A 22,994-nucleotide genomic window follows, 5' to 3' on the forward strand; every position below is an offset into this window, starting at 1 on the left:
GACGAAACGCGCGGCGGGAAGCGCGTTGGCGCGGCGCACAGCCTGCCGCCGCCCGATTCGTCGGAACGTTCGACGCGCTGCCGCAAGTTTGGTGCCCACTTTGTGCGTGGGTGGCCCGCATGGCGTTTGCGGAACCGGCAAAAACGGCGCGGCGCGCGAAACGTGAGTGCTGACTATGCCGGGAGTATGCCTCTTTTACCTTACGAACGCGGATGAGGTGCGCACGCCGGGGCGCCGATAAAAGGGACGCTTCAATGCCGTGCGGTCTGCCGCCTACGCGGGTTTTGATCAGTGGCGCGTGCGCCCGCGCGAGTGCTACCGTTGCACGGTCAACATTCAGGCCCGCCAGAGGCCGACGAGGAGAGCCATGAACAGCGTCAGCATGACCGGAGTGCGCAAGGGCAAACTGAGCCGCACGCAGTTGATCGTCGCCGCAACGATCGGCAATGCGCTCGAATTCTTCGATTTCACCGTCTACAGCTTCTTCGCGCTGACCATCGGCAAGCTGTTCTTTCCCACCATGTCGAGCTACGGGCAGTTGCTGGCCTCGGTGGCGACCTTCGGCGTGGGCTTCGTGATGCGGCCGCTGGGCGGCGTCGTGATCGGCGCGTATGCCGATCGCGCCGGACGCAAGCCCGCCATGACGCTCACCATCTTCATGATGGCGCTGGGCTGCATGCTGATCGGCCTCGCGCCCACCTACGCGCAGATCGGGGTGGCCGCACCGGTGTTGATCGTGTTCGCGCGCCTGCTGCAGGGGTTTTCCGCGGGCGGCGAAGTGGGCGCTTCCACCACGCTGCTGATCGAGGCGGGCACGCCCGTCAATCGCGGCCTGCTCGGCAGCTGGCAGTTCGCGAGCCAGGGGATGGGCGTTTCGCTCGGCGCATTAACGGCGGGACTCCTGACGACTTTCCTCGCCGCCGACACGCTGCTCGCCTGGGGCTGGCGCGTGCCTTTCCTCATGGGCGTGGCGATCGCGCCGCTCGGCATGTGGATTCGCCGGCGTCTGGACGAGCAATTGCCGCAGCAGGCGAGCGTGGTGCGCATGCCGGTGCTCGCCGTGCTGCGCGACCACTGGCGGCGCGCGGCGCTCGGCATCCTGCTGACGATCGGCTCCACGGTCACGGCCTATGTCGTCACGTTCTATATGCCGACGTATGCGATTCACGAACTGAAGGTGCCCGCGCCCACGGCCTTGCTCGCAGGGCTCGTTTCCGGCGTCGTGACCTTTCTGGTGGCGCCCGTATCGGGCCTGCTCTGCGACCGGTTCAGCCGCCGCGCGCTGATCTTCTGGCCGCGCGTGGGCGTCTTGCTGTCGATCTACCCGGCGTTCCTGTGGCTCGCGAGCGGCCCGGACGCCACGCGTCTTTTGATCACCGTAGGCGGCCTGAGTGTGCTCCTGGGGCTGCAGGCCGCGCCGTCCATCACCATGCTGCCCGAGATGTTCCCGCGCGCGGTGCGCGCGACGGGCATGGCGATCGTCTATGGCATCGGCGTGGCGATTTTCGGCGGCTTCGCGCAGACCGTTGCCACCTGGCTCGTGAAGAGCACGGGCAATCTGCTCGCGCCTGCGTGGTACGTGATGGCGTGCGTGGCGATCTCGTGCCTCGCGTTGCCGTTTATTCGCGACCTTACGGGCAAGCCGCTCGAGGATTGACGGTTAGCCTTTCTGGCGCGCCGCTTCGAGATTCGCGTCGAGCTGGCGCGCCAGACCGTAGAGCATGCCGAGCGAGGGCGCCGCGACGCCCACACGCTGCGCCAGTTCATAGGGCGCGCCTAGCAGGGCTTCGACTTCGAGCGAGCGCTGCGCCTCCACGTCCTGCAGCATCGAGGTCTTGAACGCGCCGAGCTTGCGCGTGATCGCGTTGCGCTCCTCGATGGTCATCGCGAGGCGAATGCCGAGCGCTTCGCCGATTGCACGCGCCTCTGCCATGACCGCGCTCACGAGCTGAGTCGTGAGCGGGTCGTCGAGAATCACGTCGGCGGTCGAGCGCGTGAGCGCGCTGATGGGGTTCATCGTCATGTTGCCCCAGAGCTTCGCCCAGATATCGGCCTGAATCGGTGCGGCCTTCGTGACCTCGAAGCCGGCCCGGGCCAGCAGATCGCACGCTTGCTGCGCGCGTTCGGCCATGTGCGCCGAGCCCGCGCCGACGATCAGATGATTGCCGCCGCCCCTGCGGATCACGCCCGGCCCCGCAATCGACGACGACAGATGCACGACGCAGCCCGAAGCCTGCGCGGGCGGCAGCGCCTTGGAGACGACACCACCGGGATCGACCGCTTCGAGCCGGCCGTTCGCGTGCGTGCCGCCGAAGCCGTGGAGGAACCACCAGGGCACGCCGTTCATCGCCGAGACGATATGCGTGTGCGGGCCCACCAGCGGCGCGAGCGAAGCGGCCGACTGGGTGAGCGCCTGACCCTTCAGGCAAACGAAGACGATGTCTTGCGCGCCGAGCGTGGCGGCGTCGTTCGTGGCGTTGACGGATTGCGTGTAGCGCGTGTCGCCTTCGACGATCGTGAGACCGTCGCGGCGAATCGCTTCCAGATGCGCGCCGCGGGCGAGCAGATTCACGGCGATGCCCGCGCGCGCCAGACGCGCCGCGATCAGGCCGCCGATCGCACCGCCGCCGACGACGGTGATCTTCTGATTCGGTGTGTTCAAACTTTCACTCCAGATAGGACGGGTCGATGCGCGTGACGCGGCGGACCAGCGCGTCGAGCACGTTCTGGCCCGCGCCGTGTTCGGGCGAGAACTGCAAGGCGTCGCGCGTCGAGCGTTCGGTGATGGCGGGCGCGATCGGCAGCGTCTGGCCGCGCATCGAATCGGTCACGACCTGCACTTCGCACGCGCGGTTGAGCGTCCACAGCAGCGCAAACGCGTGCGCGAGGGTCACACCATGCGAGAGCAGCCCGTGATTGCGCAGGATCAGCAGCCGCTTGTCGCCCATCGACTTCAGGATGCGCGATTTTTCTTCGGCGTGCACGGTGATGCCTTCGAAGTCGTGATACGCGACCATGTCGTGCAACTGCGCCGAATAGAAGTTCGTATACGCGAGGCCGCCTTCCATGCACGCCACCGCGAGCCCTGCCGTGGTGTGCGTGTGCATGACGCAATGCGCGTCTGCCACGTTTGCATGAATTGCGCTGTGAATCACGAAGCCGGCCGGGTTGATCGGGTATTCGCTCGGGCTCAGGATATTGCCTTCGAGATCGATCTTGACGAGATTCGAGGCCTTGATTTCGTCGTACGTGAGCCCGAACGGGTTGATGAGGAAATGCTGGTGCGGCCCGGGCACGCGCAGCGTAATGTGATTGAAGATCAGCTCGGTCCAGCCCATCAGATGAAACACGCGATACACGGCGGCAAGCTGCACGCGCGCCGCCCATTCCGTGGGGTCGCACCATTCGGGGCGCGTGCGCTGGATGTTTTCATTCATGAAAGTCTCCTCGTGGCGGGCTCAGATCAGGCCGATCCTACGCGCAAATATATGCGTGTGCAAGCATCAAATTGTCCATGAAATGCCTGCAGAAAAGGGCTTTCATCGATGCTATCCTGATGCCGTGGCCGCATTTCGCGGCCGGTGAAAACCTGGCGGGAAGATCCATGACGGGGAAGTACAACATCGCGGAGCTGTTCACCTACCGGCTCCATGTGCTCAAGAAGCAGACCGATCGCACGATGGGCGACGCGTTCGAGGCAGCGCTTTCCCTGTCGCTCACGGAGGCGCGGCTGCTGCTCAGCGTGGGCGCGTTCGGATCGCTGTCGGTGTCGGATCTCGGGCGCGTGTCGAATCTCGACCGCAGCCAGGCGAGCCGCGCCACCGACGTGCTCGAACGCAAGGGCCTGCTCGCCAAGACCTCGAACGAAGCGGACGCGCGCGGCGTGCTCGTGGCGCTCACGGCGCAGGGGCGCAGCACCTACCGGCGCGCCACGACGATCTCGAAGGCGACGAATGAGGCGATTCTCGCCACGCTGAGCGAGCACGAGCGCGAAGTGCTGGCGAGCGTGCTGGCCAAGCTCGTGGCGCACGGGGAAGCGGGCGAATGAAGCGCCGCCCGCGCGTAATGGAGTGAGCGCAGAATGAACGCGCGTTAGCCGCGCGCCGCAGGCTGGCGGAATTTCGCGGCCAGTTCGCTTGCGCTGCGTGCGAGCAGGGACACGTCGCTGCCTACGGCGACGAATGTCGCGCCCGCTTCCAGATATTCGTTCGCAACGACGGGATCGGCCGCGAGCACGCCCGCGCCCTTGCCTTGCGCGCGCACGGTGCGAATCCCGTTGCAGATCGCCTCGCGCACCGGTGGCGAGCCCGGTTGGCCGAGCAGGCCCATCGAAGCGCTCAGGTCCGCGGGCCCGAAGAACACGCCGTCCACGCCCTCCACCTGCGCGATGGCTTCGAGCTGGGCGAGCGCGCTTGCCGTTTCCACCTGGACCAGCACGCACAGTTCTTCCGCCGCGTGATGCAGATAGTCGGCCGAACCATTCCAGCGCGAGGCACGCGCAAGCGCGCTGCCCACGCCGCGCACGCCGTGCGGCGGATAGCGCGTCGCGGCGACGGCGGTGCGTGCTTCGTCGGCGTTCTCGATCATCGGCACGAGCAGCGTTTGCGTGCCGATGTCGAGCAGTTGCTTGATGATGGCGGCGTCGTTGCGCACGGGCCGCACGATCGCGTGCGTGGGGTAGGGCGCGACGGCCTGCAGTTGCGCGAGCGTGCCGCGCAGATCATTGGGCGCGTGCTCGCCGTCGATCAGCAGCCAGTCGAAACCTGTGTTGGCAAGCAGTTCGCTCACGTACGCGTCGGCGAGTGCGGCCCACAGGCCGATTTGCGGGTGGCCTTGCGCGAGCGCGCGCTTGAACGGGTTGGCGGGTACGGCCATGATTTCGGCATCCTGATCAGATGAAATGAAAGCCGATGCCGCCCAGCGGGCCGTAATCGGCATGGAACGTATCGCCCGCGCGCGCCGGAACCGGGGCCGTGAACGAGCCACTCAGGATCACGTCGCCGGCTTCGAGGCGCTCGTCGTGCCGCGCGATCTTGTTGGCGAGCCACGCAACGCCGGTCGCCGGATGGTTGAGCACCGCGGCGGCCAGGCCGCTTTCCTCCACGGCGCCGTTCCTGTAGAGCAGCGCGCCGACCCAGCGCAGGTCCACGTCGAGCGGCTTCACCGGGCGGCCGCCCAGCACGATGCCCGCGTTGGCGGCGAAGTCGGAAATCGTGTCGAACACCTTGCGCGGCGCTTTGCTTTCGCGGTCGAACTGCTCGATGCGCGCGTCGATGATTTCGATGGCCGGCGTCACGTAGGCCGTGGCGTCGAGCACGTCGAAGAGCGTGACGTCGGGCCCTTGCAGCGGCCGGTTCAGCACGAACGCCAGTTCCACTTCCACACGCGGCGCGATGAAGCGGTCCGCGCGAATCTCGCTGCCTGCGGGGATGAACATGCTGTCGAGCAGCGGCGCGTAGTCGGGCTCGTCGATCTGCGACGCGCGCTGCATGGCGCGCGACGTGAGGCCAATCTTGCGGCCCTTGATCGTGTGGCCCGCGGCGAGCTTGAGCTTGACCCACTCGCGCTGGATCGCGTAGCCGTCGTCGATCGTCATCTCCGGATGCGACCGCGAGAAATGCCGCAGCTGAGTGCGCGTGCGTTCCGCTTCGTCGAGCCGTGCAGCCAGCTCGCAGATGGTTTGCTGATCTAGCATCATGAACTCACGTTTTTGAGCCGGGCGTGCAGGTTGTTGTGCTTCCACGCGCCTTCTTCGCTGAACTCGACGATTTCGAGCGAGAGCGCGAGGCCGTGCGACGCGAAGGCTTGGGCGAAGTGCTGCTTGATCGCCTCGAAGAGCGCCTCGCCCGTCGCCCGGCGCACGGCCTGGGAGCGGCCCGCGCCGATTTTCAGGCAGCCGTGCAGGAAGGCGTTGCCGGGATCGCCGTCGGCCACGAAGTACTGTTCGCAGCGCAGCGCGCGCGTGCGAATGCCGCCGCGTGGATAGACGCGTGCGCCGCTTTCATCGCGTTGCGCATCGAGCACGTGGGCAAGCGATTCGCATAGCTGACCCATGCTGCTCGCGTCCGCGAGATTCGCGCTGTATTCGAGGGTGAGATGGGGCATGGCGTTCTCCCGTGCTTAAGCCGCTTAGACCGGCAGCGGCGTGACCGGCAGGATGGCGTTGATCTGCCCGGTGCCGGAACTGCCGAAATACGGCGTGACGACTTCCGCGCGGCCTTCGTAGCGGTCCCACCCCAGCGCGCCGAGCAGCATGGCGGTGTCGTGCATGCCGCCTTCGCCCCAGCACTTTTCGTTGTACATCGGCAGCATGGCGCAAAAGGTTTTCCAGTCGCCGCGCTCCCACATCGCCACGACGTTGCGATCGGTCGCTTCGAGAAACGGGTCCCAGACCTTGTGCATGAAGGCTTCGGCCGTGCCGTTGTTGGCGAAGTGGTGGCTGAGCGACCCGCTCGCAAGTATTGCCACCGTGCCGTCGTAGCGCTCTTCGATCGCGCGTCGCACGGCGAGGCCGAAGCGCGCGCTGGTGGCGAGGTCGTGCCACATGCACCAGCCCGCGACCGAAACCGTGCGGAAATGTTCGTCGCCGTTCATGTAGCGCATGGGGACGAGCGTGCCGTATTCGAGGTCGAGCGTCGTTTCGCTATGGGCGCGCGTCTTGACGCCCATTTCGTTCGCGACATCGGCAATCAGATGGCCAAGCTGCGGATTGCCGGGATACGCATACGGCATGTTCTTGATGAAGTGCGGCAGCTCGTTGCTCGTGTAGACGCCTTCGAAGCGCGGCGCACAGTTGATGTGATACTCGCTGTTCACGAGCCAGTGCACATCGAACACGACGATCGTATCGACGCCCAGCTCGCGGCAGCGGCGGCCGATCTCGTGATGGCCGTCGATGGCCGCCTGGCGGCAGCCCTTGTGGGGACCGTCCAGTTCGGAGAGGTACAGCGAAGGCACGTGCGTGACCTTGGCTGCCAGCGCAAGTTTGCCCATTACACGCCCCAGTGCGGAATGTGATGCGAGCCGAGCGAAACACACACGTTCTTCGGCTCGAGGAACACTTCGTAGCTCCACGTGCCGCCTTCGCGGCCCACGCCCGAAGCCTTCGTGCCGCCGAACGGCTGGCGCAGGTCGCGCACGTTCTGGCTGTTCACGAAGCACATGCCCGCTTCGACGGCGGCGGCCACGCGCAGCGCGCGGCCGGTGTTCTCGGTCCACACGTAGCTGGACAGACCATAGGCGATGTCGTTGGACAGGCGGATCGCGTGAGCTTCGTCGTCGAAGGGAATCAGGCATGCCACCGGGCCGAAGATTTCTTCCTGGGCAATGCGCATGCGGTTATCGACATCGACGAACACGGTCGGCCGCACGAAGTTTCCGTTCTTCACCGCGTCGGGCAGCGCCGGCGCGTCGAGGCCGCCGCACGCGAGCGTCGCGCCTTCCTTCGGGCCGAGTTCGATATAGCTGCGTACTTTCGCGAGATGGCCCTGGCTGATCATCGGGCCGACGATGGTTGTCTCGTCGAGCGGATCGCCCACGCTGATGCGCTTCGCACGCTCGACGAAGCGTTCGGCGAACTTCGCGTAGATCGAACGCTGCACGAGAATGCGCGAGCCGGCCGTGCAGCGCTCGCCGTTGTTCGAGAAGATCATGAACACGGCGGCGTCGAGGGCGCGCTCGAAATCGGCGTCGTCGAAGATCACGAACGGCGATTTGCCGCCCAGCTCCATCGAGAACTTCTTGAGGCCCGCAGCCTGCACGATGCGGTTGCCCGTGGCCGTCGAGCCCGTGAACGAAACCGCGCGCACGTCGGGGTGCGCGACGAGCGGCTCGCCCGCTTCCTTGCCATAGCCGTGCACGACATTGAGCACGCCCGCCGGAATGCCGGCATCGAGCGCGAACTGGCCGAGCATCGAGGCCGTGAGGGGCGACAGCTCGCTCATCTTCAGCACCGCGGTATTGCCGAACGCGAGGCAGGGTGCGACCTTCCACGTGGCGGTCATGAACGGCACGTTCCAGGGCGAGATGAGCGCGCACACGCCCACGGGATGAAACAGCGTGTAGTTCAGATGCGTGGACGTCGGGTAGGTGTGGCCGTCCACGGCGGTGCAGACTTCGGCGAAGTAGCTGAAGTTGTCGGCGGCGCGCGGCACGAGTTGCTTGCCGGTTTGCGAAATGGTCTGGCCCGTGTCCTTCGTTTCGGTCTGCGCGATTTCGGGCACATGCTTCGCGATCAGCTCGCCGAGCTTGCGAATCGCCTTCGCGCGCTCCGCGGCGGGCGTGGCCGCCCAGGCGGGAAACGCGTCTTTCGCGGCGCGCACCGCGAGATCGACTTCCTCCGCGCCGCCGCGCGCCACTTCCGCGAGCACGTCCTGGTTGGCCGGATTCACGGTCTCGAAGTAGTCGCGCCCGCTGTGCGCGCGGCCGTTGATCAGATGGTCGATTCGCATGTCTAACGTAGTCCGTGTTCGATTCGTTGGCGGATCAGCGCCCGTAGTCGGCGTCGCTCGCGATGGTGTTGACGAGACGGCCCAGACCGTCGATCTCGCACACCACTTCGTCGCCCGCATTCACGTTGACGACGCCTTCGGGCGTGCCGGTCAGGATGACGTCGCCGGGGGCGAGCGTCATGAAGCCGCTCAAATACTCGATGAGTTCCGCGATGCCGGTGACGAAATCGCGCGTGTTGCCGTTCTGTTTGAGTTCGCCGTTCACGTAAGTGCGCAGGCCGAGCGCGTTGACGTCGGCAACGTCGGCGGCGTCGACGAACCAGGGGCCGAGCACGGTGCCGCCGTCGCGGTTCTTCACGCGCAGATTCGGGCGGTAGTAGTTCTCCAGATAGTCGCGGATCGCGTAGTCGTTCGCGATCGTGTAGCCGGCCACGTACTGCATGGCGTCCTCGCGCTTCACGTGCTGCGCGGTGCGGCCGATCACGACGGCAAGCTCGCACTCGTAATGCATGAACGTGACGTCGGCGGGGCGGCGCGTGGTGCCGCGATGGCCGATCACGCTGCCCGGCCCCTTGAGGAACACGAGCGGCTCTTCCTGCTTCGAGAACTGCAGCTCTTTGGCGTGCTCGGCGTAATTGAGCCCGAGTGCGAAGATCGTGCCGGGCTCGAACGGCGCGAGCCAGACGACTTCGTGCTCCTCGCGCACGCGGCCGTCGGCGAGCCGCACGCGGTGTCCTTCGGGCGTGGCTTCATGGATGGCGCCTGCATAGGCGACGCGTCCGCGCGTCATGCTTGTACTCCTTGCGCTTCACCTGCCGCGACGAATTCGATTTCGAGTGGCGCCCAGTCTCCAATGGAGATCGCTGCACGCGCACCGGCCTGCACCACGGGTGCGCCATGCGGCACGCCGAGCGTGATGACGTCGCCGGGGGCGAGCGTCATGAAGTCGGTGACATCGGCGAGCAACTGGGCGACGCCGCGAACGTTCGTAGCCGTCGTCGCATGGAAGGCCGCGCCGCCTTCGACATTCACCGCAATGGCAAGCTCATCGGGATCGGCCACTTGCCGGCGCGCGACCACGGCGGGGCCGATGACGCAGAAGCTGTCGCGCGCGCGAAACCGCACCGAGGGGCGGTAGACGCTCGCGTGCGGCACGCTCAGATCGGCCACGAGCGTATACCCCGCGATGTAATCGAACGCTTCGTGTGCGGCGACGCGCGCGGCGGTGCGCCCGATCACGACGCCGAGCGACGCGCCCACCTGGACGCCCTCGCTGCCCGGCACGGCCACGCGCGTGCGGTGGCCCGCGAGCGTGTTGCGCGGCTTCAGGTAGAGGATGGGCGCGCGCGGCGGCGCCTTGTAAGGGGGCGCGTTCACGGCGTCGCCCAGCGCTTCGAGCGCGTGACGGTCGTTGAGCAGCGTGCCGTAGACAGCGCCGCTCACCGGCGCCCGGCAACGCGTGCCCGTGGCGAGCAGCTCGCGCATGGCGGCGGCGCTGACGTCGCGCGGCAAGGCCTCGCCTTCGACGTGCAGCAGATGATCGGCAACGGAAAACATGGCTTGGATGGGCTTCACGGAAACACTAATATGTGAGTGATAGTGCGCTTGCTATCATCCGTCGTCAATCGTCGATGAGAATTTTTCGGGTTTCCCCCAGGGCCTGTCCTCGAATTCCTCGTTTAGCTGAAACCGCCATGTCCGATACTTCGCGTCCGACCACTCGCGTTGCGCACCGCAATCTGCCCATGCTGCTGCTGCGCGCGCGCGAAAAGATGATGGAACGCTTTCGCCCGCTCATCACGGCGCACGGTCTCACCGAGCAGCAGTGGCGCGTGATTCGCGCGCTCAACGAAAGCGGACCGCTCGAGCCGCGGCAGATTTCCGACCTCTGCACGATATCCAGCCCGAGCATGGCGGGCGTGCTCGCGCGTATGGAAACGCTTGGGCTCGTGACGAAGGAGCGTTTCGCCGACGACCAGCGGCGCGTGCTCGTCTCGCTCACGAAGAAGAGCCATCAGCTCGTGAAAGCGATTTCGAAGGAACTGGAGGCGCGCTACAAGGCGCTGGAAGCGGAGGTCGGGCCGGAGGTGGTCGAGCGTGTGTATCGCGCGATCGACGATCTGCTCGCCGGCCTGGAGGCGTGAGCGCGGCGCGCGCCTTCGGGCGCGCTCGCGGGCAAAGGTGAGGCTTTTCGGGAGCGGTCCGCGCGGATCGTTCGGACCGCGTAGGAGGGCCGCGCGCGACTACGCGAGCGAAGCGAACGCCTCGTCGAGTTCGGCGGCGTTTTGCGGACGCACGACACGCGCGACCTCCACGCCGTCGCGCAGGAAAATGAGCGTGGGCCAGAGCTTCACGCGAAACGAGCGGCCGAGCGCGCGGCCCGGTCCGTCTTCCACTTTCAGGCGACGCACCTGCGGATTGCGCTCGAACGCCGCGCCGATCAGCGGTTGCGCGCCCTGGCAATAGCCGCACCAGTCGGTGCCGAATTCGACGACGGCGGCCCCGCTCAGCGAATCGATTTCGTTGCGGGCGGGCGCGTGCGTGGCGTAGTTCATCGTGTGATTCCTCGTAATGGCATCTGCAGACATCCACGTACGATACCGCAACGCGCGGCATCGTTCAGACTTCGCATCGGGGGCCCACAAGAACGTTTGCGCGAGAGGTGAGGCTTTTCGGGAGTGAGCAGGTTGGCACCTGATCACGCACCTTGAACGGAACGGTGCGAGCGCGCGGGTTGCGCCGTCACGAGCAAAAGTACCTTGAAAACAAGGGCGAAACGCCAATCCGGCGCGTGATGCGGTGAGCGCGAACCGATCGGCGGACGCACTCGAAGCGGCGTGAATCCACGCTTCGAAGCACAAAGGTGAGCGTTTGCGGGAGAGGCCGGAACGCGCCATCGGCGCTCGTGAGAAGCGATGCGAGGCACCTGCCGATCTATCGTGCGAAACCCACCTTAGCCCTGATTTCAAGGCATTTTTTAATCGCCTGGCGTGACGAAGCGACAAGCCGTCGCGCTCGCCGCCTCGGCGTGTACGCGGCAAAGGTGAGAAGATTCGGGAGTGCGCCTGCCGTCGGCCCTCGCGCCGCGGGGCCTCGAATGGACGCCCGCACCCGATGGGTATATAACATTGAAAAGTGCGGGATTCTTTTGACTACTGCTCACCAAGGGAGATCGACTTCATCATGACGAGCGACGACAAGCAAAAGCAGGACGCTCAAAAGCCTGGCGCCGGTTCATCGCAACCGGATCTGGAGAGTCTGAACGCCGCCTTCAGTCACGTCGACGAAGGCGTGAAGTCCGGCAAGATCGCGGCGGGCGCGGCCAAGGGCCTCGTCTTCAGCCTCGTCGAAACGCTGGGCGCGCTGGTGGGCGACCCCGACCTGCCGCAACACGCGCGTTCGGGCTACGAAGGGTTGCTCGAAGCCGCGCGCGAGCTGCGCGCCAAGCTGGAGCACTAATCGTTCTCAACGCGTGCGGCGGCTCTGGCGGGTCGGCAGCCGCACGCTCACGCAGCCAGCAGGGCGGCCGCGAGGCCGTCCGGCGCGGCGCCGATGCGCAGCTCCGGCGTGCCGTGCCAGTCCGCGCAACGCTGCAGCGCGCGGCGCAAGTCGGCAACCAGACGGCCGCTCGCGCGCACGCCGGGCTCCAGATGCAGCGACTTCACCTCGAACACCTGCTGCCCCCGATGCGCCTTCGCGTCGATGCGCCCGATCAATCGCCCGCGATTCAAGATCGGTAGTACGAAGTAACCGTACTTGCGCTTCGCGGCCGGTACATAGCATTCCATGGCGTAATCGAAATCGAATAGCGCGAGCGCGCGCTTGCGATCCCACACCACCGGATCGAAGGGCGAGAGCAGGGTCGTGACCGTGGAGGCGAGCTTGCCGCTCGCCGCTTCGTCGATGAGCGCCGCGTGCTCGCGATGCACGAACGCGTCGTGCTTCCAGCCTTCCACGCGCACGGGCAGCAGCTCGCCCGCGTCGGCGAGTGCGTGCAGGGCATCGGCATACGGGCGGCGCGGCAGGCGGAAGTAGTCGGCGGCCCAGTCCGCGCGGATCACGCCGAGCGCGCGGCAGGAGCGCAGCAGCAGCTCGCGTTCCGCGTCGGCGCGTGGCGGCAGGTCGCGCGCGTCGTTCCAGTGCGGCAGCACGCGCTCGGCCACGTCGTACACGCGCTGGAAGTTGTGCCGCTGGGCCACCATCAGCGCGCCGGTTGCGAACAGCACTTCCAGATGCCGCTTCTCCGGCTTCCAGTCCCACCAGCCGCTGCCTTTGGCGCCTTCGGCGCGCGCGAAGTCGGCGGAACGCACGGCGCCCCCGGCGCGAATGCGCTCGAGCAGGGCGTCGATCTCGTCGCGGTATTGGTCATGCCACCCGGCTGCGTATTTCCAGCCCATGCCGGAAGGATCGAGCATGCGATGGCGCAGCAGCCCGTAGTCCTCGATGGGCAGGAAGCAGGCCTCGTGCGCCCAGTATTCGAACAGGCGCCCTTGCGCGAGGTGCGCGTCGAGCCACGCCGGCTCGAACGCGCCGATGCGGCTGAACAGCACGAAATAGGGACTGCGCGCGACCACGTGGATCGTGTCGATCTGCAACTGCGCCATGCGGCGGATCGCGTCGAGCACGTCGTCCTGGGTCGCCTTGCGGCGCGGCGGCGCAAGCAGCCCCTGCGCCGCGAGGTGCAGCGTGCGGGCCGCCGCGAGCGGCAGCACTAGCGAGGAACCGGCTTCGGCAAGCGTGGGCGCTTCTGCAACCTCCGCAGCGCGCTCACGCATGGACGCCCGCGACCACCGTCACCGGCCGCAGCGCCGCGAGCCGTTGGTGGATCTGCGCGACCACGGCCGCGCCTTCGCCCACCGCCGCGGCCACGCGCTTGGTCGAGCCCGCGCGCGCGTCGCCGATCGCGTAGACGCCTTCCACCGAAGTCGCGAGGCTGCACGACTCGTTGTCGCCGGTCAGCACGAAGCCGTGCGGGTCGAGCTTCACGCCGCATTCCCGCAGCCAGCCGGTGTTCGGGTCCGCGCCCGTGAAGAGGAACAGATGGCGCGAATCGAAATGGTCGACGCCCTCCGGGCACGGCATCTTCAGGCGCACCGCGGCGAGGCCGCTCGTGTCTTCGTCGAGGCCGCCGATCTCGCTGTGCCCATGCACGCGCACATTCGAGAGCGAGGCGATCCGGTCGATCAGATAGCGCGACATCGTCGATTCGAAACCGGCCTTGCGGATCAGCACGTCGATCTGGCGCGCGTGCGTGGAAAGATAGACGATCGCCTGGCCCGCCGAATTGCCGCCACCCACGAGCACGATGTTCTCGTGCTTGCAAAGCTTCGCCTCGACCGGCGAAGCCCAGTAGTAAATGCCGCGCCCCGTGTAGCGATCGATGCCCTCGATCGCGGGCTTGCGATACACGGCCCCGCTCGCGATCACGACCGTATGCGCGCGCACGTCGCCGCTACAGGTTTCGAGGCGGCGCGGTTCCTCATCGCAGATCAGCTTGCGCACCGAGACCGGAATGGCCACGTGCGCGCCGAACTTCTGCGCCTGCACGAACGCGCGGCCCGCGAGCGCCTGGCCGGAGATGCCGGTGGGAAAGCCCAGATAGTTTTCGATGCGCGAGCTGGCGCCCGCCTGGCCGCCGGGCGCGCGCGAGTCGAGCACGATCACCGAAAGGCCTTCGGAAGCGGCATAGACCGCCGTGGCGAGACCGGCAGGGCCCGCGCCGACCACGGCGACGTCATAGACGCGCTCGCCGTCCAGTTCGGGCAGGATGCCGAGGGACGTGGCCAGTTCGGGCGCGCTGGGACGGCGCAGCACCGAGCCATCGGGGCAGATCACGAGCGGCAGGTCCTCGCAGCGCGCGGCGAAGCGCTCGATCACGCCGCAAAGCATGCCTTCGTCGCGCTCGTCGAGCACGGAATACGGATGGCCGTTGCGCGAAAGGAAGCCTTGCAGCGCAACGAGCGTGGGATCGTCGTGCTTGCCCACGAGAATCGGGCCGCCCGCGCCCTTTTCGATCAGCGAGACGCGGCGCAGGATCAGCGCGCGCACGATGCGCTCGCCGAGTTCGGCTTCGGCGACGATGGCCGCGCGCAGCCGCTCGGGCGGAATCAGGATCGCATCGACAGGTTCGAGCGCCGTGCCGTCCACGAGCGCCGGGCCGCCCGAAAGCTGGCCCACTTCGGCGAGAAAATGCCCGCGCCCATGCTCGACGATGAGCCGCTCGCGGCCCAGCCCGTCGCGCTGGGACACTTTCGCCGAACCGGAGAGCAGCACGAACATGCCGGGGCCGGTTTCGCCCGTGCGAAAGAGCAACTCCCCTGCCGACCAGTGGCGCTCTTCGCCGAAGCGCGCGAGGCGCGCGATTTCGTCGTCGGTGAGCTGGGGGAACATCTGATGGCGCCGCGTGGAGAGCGTCGAGAACGGCGCTTCGGCGGGTTGCGGCTGCGTGTCGGAGTGGCGGCTCGCGGAAGGAAGTTCCGCAGATTCCGGAACCTCGGCTTCGGTGATCGTGCCCATCTGGCGGTTCTCCTCGTGCGGGCGGCTCGGGAGCGGGCCGCCCGGATCAGACAGCTTTAGGCGTGATGTTGACCGGGACGTCGGCGTGGGCGTGCAGCTGGAGCGACTCGAGCGTGCGGCCGGCGTCGCGCCACGCATCGAGACCGCCCAGTAGCGGCACCACGTCGGTAAAGCCGGCCTCGGCGAGCTTCTTCGCCATCCAGGCCGCGGAAATTTCATTGGGGCACGAGCAGTAGATCACGAGCTTCTGGTCGTTCGGGTACTTGCCGACGATCTCGTCGAGCTTGCGCTCGTCGGCGAACAACGCACCGGGGATGATGTACGGATCGAGCTTGCGCTTTTCTTCTGAACGAATGTCGAACACGACCGGCGGCGGCTTGGCGCCCATCGCGCGGTAAAGATCTTCCACCGTGATGCGCGCGTTCGCGAGCTTTTTGATGAGCTGGCGGCGGCGCTGCCAGCGGTAGGTCGCGTAGAGCACGAGCAGCACGGCCACCACGACGAGGGCGAAGCGGCCAAGCCGGCTCGCGCCGCTCATCAGCATGTCGATCTGCGGCGCGAACATCACGCCGACGAGCAGGCCGGTGCCGGACCACAGCGCCGCGCCGATGCCGTCGAAGCCGACGAACTGGCGGTAGGGCACGCCCATCGCGCCGGCCATCGGCACGGACACGAGCGACAGCCCCGGCACGAACTTGGCGACGGCGAGCACGCGCACGCCCCAGCGGCCAAAAAAGCGCTCGGTTTTTTTCACGCAGGTGTCGCGCGAGAGCGAGAGCTTGCAGAGCGTCTTGAGCGTGTTGCCGCCGTAGAGGCGCCCGGCCATGAACCACACGCTGTCGCCAATCAGCATGGCGAAGATGGCGAGCCCGAGCACCGGCGCGACCTGCTGGCCGATCGAACCGGGATGCATGGCCGCCATCGCGCCGAACAACACGAGCGCGGGCATCGCGGGCACGGGCAGCCCAAGCGATCCGGCGAGCACATTGATGAACACCAGCGCAGGCCCGTATTGCGCGACGAGGTCATGTAGCATCGGCTTACTTCCGTTGCGCCGTCAGGCGAGGAACGGGAAAGATAGGAGGGTAACGTAAAGATTATGGACGCATTTCGAAGGCGTGCAAGCGACCCCCTTGTACGCGCGTGAGAATGCCTGCCGAGTGGGACAGGCATGTGAAAAAAGCGCCGGATTGAAACGAGAGAAACGCGAGGTGTTCGCGAGATGCGCGCGATGAGTGGAAAGCGACAGAACGCGGCACACGAGACTGCGCGTGCCGCGTTCGTGCCGGCAGTTTCCGTGCGCTTAACGCGTGTGTGATTCCCCGGGCAGCTCGGCGCCTTGTGCGCGAATGGCCGCGATCAGCTCGGCCGGCGTGATTTCGTAACGCACTTCGCGATGGATGCCCGGCTTGCGCTCGTCGACTTCGACCAGCAAGAGGCTTTTGCCGTCGGCCGCCGATTCGAGGCGCAGTGAACGCAGTTCGCGTCCGGTCGCGTCGTCATGCTCGGTGAGCAGGGTCATGTTTCCGGAAGACCCGGTCGTGCGCATTGATGTTGTCCTCGTGCGTTGGGTGGTCGAGCCATTGTACGGGGTCGGCTGCACGGCGTGTTTATGCAAGTGAGCGCAGACACACACAGCGAGATCGCTGTGCCGCGACCCTGGCCAGCCAGTGTAACGCGACTCGCCGCCGCAACGCCCGTTTTTGCGCGCGCAGCAACGGGCCATGCGAAATGCGTTGCGCGTTGCACCGCTGTCATGGTTGCGAAGCAAAGCGATGCCAGGCACCAGGCGGGCGCAACAGAAAAAACGGCCCACCCGGGCAGGCCGGGCGAGCCGTTGAAACGCCGTTGTTACTCGGATCAGCAAACCGGGGTACGGCTTGCTGACGGTTTTTATGGTGCCGCCCGCGCGCCGCACTGTCGAGATGGGACTAACGCCGATCTCTCAGACCAATAGACGAAGCCACCCGGCTGTGTTTGCAGCGCGGCGTGCGAGCCGGTCGTTATGCCGCGATCTCCTCGGCCGCTTCGGCAAGATTGACGCTCCGGCGGCGCGCCGGGGGGCGGGCGGGCTTCGCGCGTGTGGCCGCCTCGGCGCCCGCCACGGTAAAGAGGCGCACGGCCTCGTCGAGCACGTCGGCCTGCTCGGCGAGCCGCTGCGCCGTGGCGGCGGCCTGCTCGACGAGCGCGGCGTTCTGCTGCGTGGCGCTGTCCAGATGCGCGACGGCCTGATTGACCTGGCGGATGCCTTCGGCCTGCTCGCCGCTCGCGTTCGCGACCTCGGTGATGATCGACGAGACACGGCTCACGGCTTCGTCGATCGAGCGCATCTGCGCGGTCGTGTTGCCGACGAGGCGCGTGCCCTCGGCGATCTCGTTGACGCTGGCGTCCACGACCTGCTTGATCTCTTTGGCCGACGCCGCGCAGCGCTGCGCGAGCATGCGCACCTCGCCCGCCACCACGGCGAACGAGCGGCCGGCCTCGCCCGCGCGCGCGGCTTCGACGGCGGCGTTGAGCGCGAGGATGTTGGTCTGGAACGCGATGCCGTCGATCACGCCGGTGATGTCGCTGATCCGGCGCGACGCGTCGGTGATGCCCGTCATCGTGCGCTCCATCTGCGCGGCGATCGAGCCGCCCTCGGCCGCGGCGGATTGCGCGTCGCGCGCGAGATCGAGCGCGCGGGCGCTGGCTTCGGCGTTGGCCTGCACGGTGGTCGTGAGCTGATCCATCGTGGCGGCGGTTTCTTCGAGCGAAGCGGCCTGCATTTCGGTGCGGCGCGAGAGATCGAGATTGCCGCTCGAGATTTCGTGCGCGGCGTCGAGCATGCCGTCGATCTGCGAGCGCACGTCGAACACGATCGCCGTGAGATTGGCCTGCAACTGGTTGAGCGCCTGCAGCACGTCGCCGAGATCGTCGTTCGTGGCAACCGCGAGCGTGGCCGTGAGGTCGCCGGCGGCCATGCGCGTGGAGGCCGTGGTCATCTGCGCGAGCGGCGCGCCGAGGTGGCGCGTGGTCAGACGCCAGGCGCCGAGCGCACACACGCAGGCCGCGCCGAAGGCGCCCCAGAACGGCAGCGGCGGCAGGCCCTGCCACGCGGCGAAGCCGGCCGCGGCGAACACGGCGGGCACGGCGCCATAGCCGAAGGCGATACGCGTGGCGATCGGCACGCGCAGCAGCGACTGCAGCGCGCCCACGAGTCCCGTGCGCACCACCGAGCCGTGGCGCAGCCGCACGCCTTGCAGACGGCCCTCGCGCATTTGCGCGTAGAAGGATTCGGCCGTGCGGATTTCTTCGCGCGTGGGCTTCACGCGCACGCTCAGATAGCCGACCACCGTGCCCTGCTCGGAGACTGGCGTTACGTTCGCGCGCACCCAGTAGTGGTCGCCGGACTTGCGGCGGTTCTTGACGATCCCGGTCCAGGGACGGCCATCGCGAACGGTCTCCCACAAGTCGGCGAACGCTTCGGCCGGCATGTCGGGATGACGAATGATGTTATGTGCCTTGCCGATCAGCTCTTCTTTCGTGAAGCCCGACACCGCGACGAACGCAGGATTGCAGTACTGAATGCGGCCCTTGAGGTCGGTGGCCGAGACGAGCATCTGCGAAGCGGGATAGTCGAATTCCTGTTGCGTGACGGGTTGATTGTTGCGCATGAGATTCCTTCGATGGGGCCGCTTGAGACCCAACAACACAGCGAGGCTTAACGGCATTTCCCTTACAAACTTTAGGGGTATGCACGCGTGAGGCAGGTCTGAGCCGATCCGCGGGCAGCGAGAAAATCCGTTGTGCTATCAATGGATTGGCGCGGATGTTGGGGGCTGTATGCACAGACTTTTCCCCGTTAACTGTGGACAAGTCCAATGCCTCCAAAACGTGCAACTTCTCTGTCGCTTGGCGCATTGACGTTTGCGATCAGGGACTTAGGTTCGCTGTCCAGAAGTTGTGCACAGGGCTGCCAACAAAATCTGTGGAAAAGACGGGTGAGTTTCGAGGCGCTGCGAGACGCTGTTGCCGCGATTGGGAACGCCATGGGTTAACCGAAACGCATCAAGGACTTGATGCGGTCTTCCAACGGTTACGCACAGGGCTGCCAACAAAATGTGTGGACAAGTCATGGCGCGCGGAACGGTTCGTGTTGCCAACGAAACCGGCCTCGACGGCGGCGCTTCGAACGGCGCGCCTTCACCGGCGACTTAACCTTGAGTTATGTCGACGTAACCGATTTCAATTGCCGCCTCGCTGCAAGGCATGAATACTCGAGTGCGGCGCACGAAGCGCCGACGGACCATCCGGAGGAGACTCAATGAAAAAAGTTACAACGCTCGCAGCCGTCGTCATGGGATGCACGTATCTCGCACCGGCTCAGGCGCAGGACGCCACGAGCGCTACCCTCAAAAAAATCCGCGATACAGGCGTGATTTCCCTGGGCGTGCGGGAATCGTCAGTGCCGTTCTCCTACTACGACAGCGAGCAACACACGATCGGCTATGCGCAGGACATCGCGCTGAAGATCGTCGACGAGGTGAAAAAGGAGCTGAAGCTCGACAAGCTCACGGTCAAGGAAATTCCGATCACTTCGCAGAACCGCATCACGCTCGTGCAGAACGGCACGATCGATATCGAGTGCGGTTCGACCACGCACACGAAGGATCGCGACAACCAGGTCGCCTTTACGAACAGCTTCTTTCAGTATGGCGTGCGCCTGATTGCGAAAAAGGATTCCGGCATCAAGGATTTCCCCGATCTCGCAGGCAAGACGGTGGTGACCACGGCGGGCACGTCGGAGGACCGGCTGCTGCGCGAGATGAACAACGACAAGAAGATGGGCATGCAACTCATCGCCGCCAAGGACCACGCGGAGTCGTTTCTCAACGTGAAGACGGGGCGCGCGGTCGCGTTCGTCATGGACGAGCCGCTGTTGTACGGGGCGCGGGCCAAGGAAGCGGACCAGCAGGACTACGTGATCACCGGCACGCCGCCGCTCTCGGAGGTTTATGGCTGCATGGTGCGCAAGGACGATCCCGTCTTCAAGAAACTGGCCGACGGCGTGATCGCTCGCATGCAGACTTCGGGTGAAGCGCAGCGGCTGTACACGAAGTGGTTTACGCAGCCCGTGCCGCCCAAGGGGATGAACCTGAACTATCCCCTGTCCAACGAGAATCGGGCGCTGTTTGCGCATCCGAATGATCGGGCGCTCGACTGATCGCAGGTTTTCAATGTGGCGGCCGCAAGCGCGCAAGCGCGCGGCCGCCACGCAACGCGCGCTTATTTCGCTTCCCCTTCCTGCCATTCTTCGGTCGCTTCCACATCCCCCGCAACCGAGTAAAGCACACGCGTATTGCGGTGCGGAGCCGATCGGTATTCTCCGGCGCAGCACCGCTACGCTCGACGGGGCGATTGGCGCCCTCGCGCAGCAATTGCGCGAATGCGCGCAGTTAGCCTGGAGCAACGCTTTGAATTTATTTCGGCATGCAGATGATATGTGCCGCGCGCACAGGTTTTAATCAGACGATTCATCGGCGTGCCCATTCTTTCGTCATTCGTAAAATTACATTTACCTTGATGTCACCAATGGTGTCGCTAAAACGGTGTCGCTAAAACGCCAATTCCATTTGAAAGAATATGCAAGATATGGAATGATATCGATTCTCATTACCGCGGACATTTCCGCGGCCAAACAACAAGACCAGCCAGCCTAGCGTCGTTTCCCTCGGTCCTTTCGGGGCGGCCCAGCCAGCCAATCGACCCGTGTCGTCCACGCCAGCTATCCGCGTGTCGCACGGCCGGGTCATACGCCGTGTACAGGGACCTCATGTTGAACCGGACGCCGCTCGCGAGTGCGCTCGCGCTGACCTTTGCTGTGCCTTTCGCTTCGTCTGCACTCGCCCAAAGCGAGCCTGCCGCCGCCACGGCGGCAAGCGCCACGAACACCACCACGCTGCCCACGATCGCCGTATCCGCCCAAAGCGATGCCCGGGACTTCCAGGCGGATCGCTCGACCGTCGGCGCGAAGACGCCCACCGCGCTGCGCGACATTCCGCAGTCGGTCACGGTGATCAACAAGGCCGTGATGCAGTCGCAGGGCGCCACGTCGTTCCAGGACGCGCTGCGCAACGCGCCCGGCATCACCATCGGCGGAGCGGAAGGCGGCCAGATCGGCAACAACATCAACCTGCGCGGCTTCACGGCGCAAAACGACATCTACCTCGACGGCTTTCGCGACCGCAACCAGTACTACCGCGACACCTTCGACCTCGAATCGATCGAAGTGCTCTACGGCCCCTCGTCGATGCTGTTCGGCCGCGGCTCCACGGGCGGCGTCATCAATCAGGTCACGAAGCAGGCGAACCTCAAGCCGCTCACCGAAGTGTCGACCACGATCGGCACCGACGACCGTTATCGTGCGACGCTCGATGTGAACCGTCCGCTCGGCGATCACGCCGCCTTTCGTCTGAATGCGTTCGGCCAGTCGATGGGTTCGACGCGCGACGTGATGAAAAACAAGGACTACGGTTTCGCGCCCGAGTTGCGCTTCGGCATCGGCACGCCGACCGAGGTCACGATCTCGGCGCTCATTCAGCACAACTACGACATGCCGGACTACGGCGTGCAGGCGGTCAACGGCCGTCCGTTCGCCCCTTCGAAGAGCACGTTCTACGGCCTGACCGACGACCGCACGATCCAGGACGTGCAGACGGTGCAGGCGCGCGTGGAGCACCGTTTCAACGACCAGTTCAAGCTCACCAACCAGACGCAGTTCTCGCACTCGCTCACGGACGCGCGCGAGACCGCGCCCGGCGCGGTGCTGACGGGCCCGCTTGCTTCGAGCACGGCGCTCAAGAACGGCAACTTCACGAACCTGCCGCTCGAAGATCTCTACATCAAGCTGGCGAGCCACGATCGCGTGATCGAGAACCACTCGATCTACAACGATACGATGGCGCAATACAAGTTCACCACGGGCTTTCTGAAGCACGAGATGCTCGCGGGCATCGAGGTGGGCCACGACAGCTACACGAATCAGGCCTATACGCGCAACAACCTGCCGATTCTCTCGCTGCTGAACCCCGTCTATATCTCGACGCCATCGAACGTCACGACGACGGTCGGCAATCACGCGGAGTCGGGCGCAAACACGTTCGCGGCCTACTTCAACGAGACCATGTCGATCGGCGAGCACTGGAAGCTCATCGGCGGCGTGCGTTGGGATCGCTTCCAGGCGCATATCGCCAACACGATCAGCGCGCCGGCCTACGCGGATCAGACCAACACGTTCACGAGCGTGCGCGCGGGGGCGATCTATCAGCCGACCGACTGGCAGTCGTACTACTTCTCGTACGGCACCTCGTTCGATCCGTCGCTCGAAGCGCTCACGGTCACGAACAACACGCAAAACCTCTCGCCCGAACATACGAAGTCGTATGAAGTCGGCGCGAAGTGGGACCTGCTGGGCGGCAATCTTTCGGTGACGTCCGCCTTCTTCCAGCAGGAGATGGACAACGCGCGCACGCAGACTTCGACGGGCGAGTACACGCTCGAAGGCGATATTCGCGTGCGCGGCTTCCAGGCGGGCGCGACGGGTCACATTACGAACAAGTGGCAGGTGTTCGCAGGCTACACCTACATGGACGGCGTGGTCCTCAAGGCGCTCGACGGCACCCAGGGCAACACGCCGGCGAATACGCCGCGCAATACCTTCACGCTGTGGACCACGTACGCATTCACGCCGCATTGGGAGATTGGCGGCGGGCCGACCTATATGTCGGCGCGTTACGCAGCGAACACGAATTATGTGGAAACCGGCGGCTACACGCGCTGGGATGCAACGGCCGCGTACCACGAAAAGAAGTGGGACGTGCGGCTCAATCTGCTGAATCTGACCAACAAGTTCTACTACGACGCCCTCATCCAGTCGGACGGTGGGCGGTCGGTGCCGGGTATCGGTCGCACGTTCCTCGCGACGGCCGATTACCGGTTCTGACACCCGAGTGTTACGCGTGGGCCGAGCGTTTTTGCGTGCCGTCGCGC

The 22,994-nt window shown here is 65.6% G+C and carries 21 protein-coding genes; 6 read left to right on the forward strand and 15 right to left on the reverse strand.

Annotated elements, in window-relative coordinates:
- Positions 1 to 367 precede the first annotated feature (367 nt).
- Complete coding sequence (locus AB4Y40_RS19435) at positions 368 to 1,657, forward strand: MFS transporter (RefSeq protein ID WP_368689157.1); 1,290 nt, start codon at positions 368 to 370, stop codon at positions 1,655 to 1,657.
- Between the two features lie 3 nt (positions 1,658 to 1,660).
- Here the strand turns inward: AB4Y40_RS19435 and AB4Y40_RS19440 are convergent, their stop codons facing one another.
- Together AB4Y40_RS19440 and AB4Y40_RS19445 are read right to left on the reverse strand one after the other, a co-directional pair.
- A complete protein-coding gene (locus AB4Y40_RS19440) occupies positions 1,661 to 2,662 on the reverse strand; it encodes a 2-dehydropantoate 2-reductase (protein WP_368689158.1) in 1,002 nt (333 codons plus the stop codon).
- A 4-nt stretch (positions 2,663 to 2,666) separates the two neighbouring features.
- On the reverse strand, positions 2,667 to 3,437 hold the full coding sequence (locus AB4Y40_RS19445) for a class II aldolase/adducin family protein (protein WP_368689159.1): 771 nt from the start codon (positions 3,435 to 3,437) through the stop codon (positions 2,667 to 2,669).
- Between the two features lie 167 nt (positions 3,438 to 3,604).
- Here AB4Y40_RS19445 and AB4Y40_RS19450 point away from each other — a divergent pair, with 167 nt between their 5' ends.
- Positions 3,605 to 4,048, forward strand: a complete 444-nt coding sequence (locus AB4Y40_RS19450; protein ID WP_368689160.1) for a MarR family winged helix-turn-helix transcriptional regulator — start codon at positions 3,605 to 3,607, stop codon at positions 4,046 to 4,048.
- 44 nt (positions 4,049 to 4,092) lie between these two features.
- Here AB4Y40_RS19450 and hpaI read toward each other — a convergent pair whose 3' ends face one another.
- From hpaI to AB4Y40_RS19485, 7 genes are read right to left on the reverse strand one after another with little or no spacing between them, the layout of a single operon-like run.
- Positions 4,093 to 4,875 carry a 4-hydroxy-2-oxoheptanedioate aldolase gene (gene hpaI / locus AB4Y40_RS19455; RefSeq protein ID WP_368689161.1) on the reverse strand — a complete coding sequence of 261 codons (783 nt, stop codon included), beginning with the start codon at positions 4,873 to 4,875 and terminating at the stop codon, positions 4,093 to 4,095.
- 16 nt (positions 4,876 to 4,891) lie between these two features.
- Positions 4,892 to 5,695 carry a 2-oxo-hept-4-ene-1,7-dioate hydratase gene (hpaH, locus tag AB4Y40_RS19460; RefSeq protein ID WP_368689333.1) on the reverse strand — a complete coding sequence of 268 codons (804 nt, stop codon included), beginning with the start codon at positions 5,693 to 5,695 and terminating at the stop codon, positions 4,892 to 4,894.
- Entirely contained in the window at positions 5,695 to 6,105 is a 411-nt protein-coding gene (locus AB4Y40_RS19465) for a 5-carboxymethyl-2-hydroxymuconate Delta-isomerase (protein ID WP_368689162.1), read from the reverse strand. The genes hpaH and AB4Y40_RS19465 overlap by 1 nt, the downstream gene beginning before the upstream one ends.
- Positions 6,106 to 6,129: 24 nt before the next feature.
- The gene (gene hpaD / locus AB4Y40_RS19470; RefSeq protein ID WP_368689163.1) at positions 6,130 to 6,993 is read right to left on the reverse strand and encodes a 3,4-dihydroxyphenylacetate 2,3-dioxygenase; all 864 of its coding nucleotides are present in this window, start codon (positions 6,991 to 6,993) and stop codon (positions 6,130 to 6,132) included.
- Positions 6,993 to 8,450 carry a 5-carboxymethyl-2-hydroxymuconate semialdehyde dehydrogenase gene (hpaE, locus tag AB4Y40_RS19475; protein ID WP_368689164.1) on the reverse strand — a complete coding sequence of 486 codons (1,458 nt, stop codon included), beginning with the start codon at positions 8,448 to 8,450 and terminating at the stop codon, positions 6,993 to 6,995. Before hpaE ends, hpaD begins: the two co-directional genes overlap by 1 nt.
- 34 nt (positions 8,451 to 8,484) lie before the next feature.
- Positions 8,485 to 9,240 carry a fumarylacetoacetate hydrolase family protein gene (locus AB4Y40_RS19480; RefSeq protein ID WP_368689165.1) on the reverse strand — a complete coding sequence of 252 codons (756 nt, stop codon included), beginning with the start codon at positions 9,238 to 9,240 and terminating at the stop codon, positions 8,485 to 8,487.
- Entirely contained in the window at positions 9,237 to 10,007 is a 771-nt protein-coding gene (locus AB4Y40_RS19485; RefSeq protein ID WP_368689334.1) for a fumarylacetoacetate hydrolase family protein, read from the reverse strand. Before AB4Y40_RS19485 ends, AB4Y40_RS19480 begins: the two co-directional genes overlap by 4 nt.
- Before the next feature lie 188 nt (positions 10,008 to 10,195).
- On the opposite strand from AB4Y40_RS19485, the gene hpaR reads away from it, so the two are divergent.
- Positions 10,196 to 10,594, forward strand: a complete 399-nt coding sequence (gene hpaR, locus AB4Y40_RS19490; protein ID WP_368689335.1) for a homoprotocatechuate degradation operon regulator HpaR — start codon at positions 10,196 to 10,198, stop codon at positions 10,592 to 10,594.
- Positions 10,595 to 10,693: 99 nt separating this feature from the next.
- Here hpaR and AB4Y40_RS19495 read toward each other — a convergent pair whose 3' ends face one another.
- Positions 10,694 to 11,005, reverse strand: a complete 312-nt coding sequence (locus tag AB4Y40_RS19495; RefSeq protein WP_368689166.1) for a thioredoxin family protein — start codon at positions 11,003 to 11,005, stop codon at positions 10,694 to 10,696.
- Positions 11,006 to 11,633: 628 nt separating this feature from the next.
- On the opposite strand from AB4Y40_RS19495, the gene AB4Y40_RS19500 reads away from it, so the two are divergent.
- Positions 11,634 to 11,909 carry a hypothetical protein gene (locus AB4Y40_RS19500; protein WP_028207911.1) on the forward strand — a complete coding sequence of 92 codons (276 nt, stop codon included), beginning with the start codon at positions 11,634 to 11,636 and terminating at the stop codon, positions 11,907 to 11,909.
- Positions 11,910 to 11,956: 47 nt separating this feature from the next.
- Here the strand turns inward: AB4Y40_RS19500 and AB4Y40_RS19505 are convergent, their stop codons facing one another.
- The 5 genes from AB4Y40_RS19505 to AB4Y40_RS19525 form a co-directional block, all read right to left on the reverse strand.
- The gene (locus AB4Y40_RS19505; RefSeq protein ID WP_368689167.1) at positions 11,957 to 13,225 is read right to left on the reverse strand and encodes a winged helix-turn-helix domain-containing protein; all 1,269 of its coding nucleotides are present in this window, start codon (positions 13,223 to 13,225) and stop codon (positions 11,957 to 11,959) included.
- On the reverse strand, positions 13,218 to 14,966 hold the full coding sequence (locus AB4Y40_RS19510; RefSeq protein WP_368689168.1) for an FAD-dependent oxidoreductase: 1,749 nt from the start codon (positions 14,964 to 14,966) through the stop codon (positions 13,218 to 13,220). The genes AB4Y40_RS19505 and AB4Y40_RS19510 overlap by 8 nt, the downstream gene beginning before the upstream one ends.
- 46 nt (positions 14,967 to 15,012) lie before the next feature.
- On the reverse strand, positions 15,013 to 16,002 hold the full coding sequence (locus tag AB4Y40_RS19515) for a DedA family protein/thiosulfate sulfurtransferase GlpE (RefSeq protein WP_368689169.1): 990 nt from the start codon (positions 16,000 to 16,002) through the stop codon (positions 15,013 to 15,015).
- Between the two features lie 267 nt (positions 16,003 to 16,269).
- Positions 16,270 to 16,515, reverse strand: a complete 246-nt coding sequence (locus AB4Y40_RS19520; protein WP_028207914.1) for a hypothetical protein — start codon at positions 16,513 to 16,515, stop codon at positions 16,270 to 16,272.
- Positions 16,516 to 16,969: 454 nt separating this feature from the next.
- A complete protein-coding gene (locus tag AB4Y40_RS19525) occupies positions 16,970 to 18,619 on the reverse strand; it encodes a methyl-accepting chemotaxis protein (RefSeq protein WP_368689170.1) in 1,650 nt (549 codons plus the stop codon).
- A 650-nt stretch (positions 18,620 to 19,269) separates the two neighbouring features.
- Between AB4Y40_RS19525 and AB4Y40_RS19530 the strand changes: the two genes are divergently transcribed.
- Positions 19,270 to 20,169, forward strand: a complete 900-nt coding sequence (locus AB4Y40_RS19530) for a glutamate/aspartate ABC transporter substrate-binding protein (RefSeq protein ID WP_368689171.1) — start codon at positions 19,270 to 19,272, stop codon at positions 20,167 to 20,169.
- 609 nt (positions 20,170 to 20,778) lie between these two features.
- Complete coding sequence (locus tag AB4Y40_RS19535; RefSeq protein WP_368689172.1) at positions 20,779 to 22,947, forward strand: TonB-dependent receptor; 2,169 nt, start codon at positions 20,779 to 20,781, stop codon at positions 22,945 to 22,947.
- The last annotated feature ends 47 nt before the right edge of the window (positions 22,948 to 22,994 follow it).

Source organism: Paraburkholderia sp. EG287B (genome assembly GCF_040965595.1).
Taxonomy (GTDB): Bacteria; Pseudomonadota; Gammaproteobacteria; order Burkholderiales; family Burkholderiaceae; genus Paraburkholderia.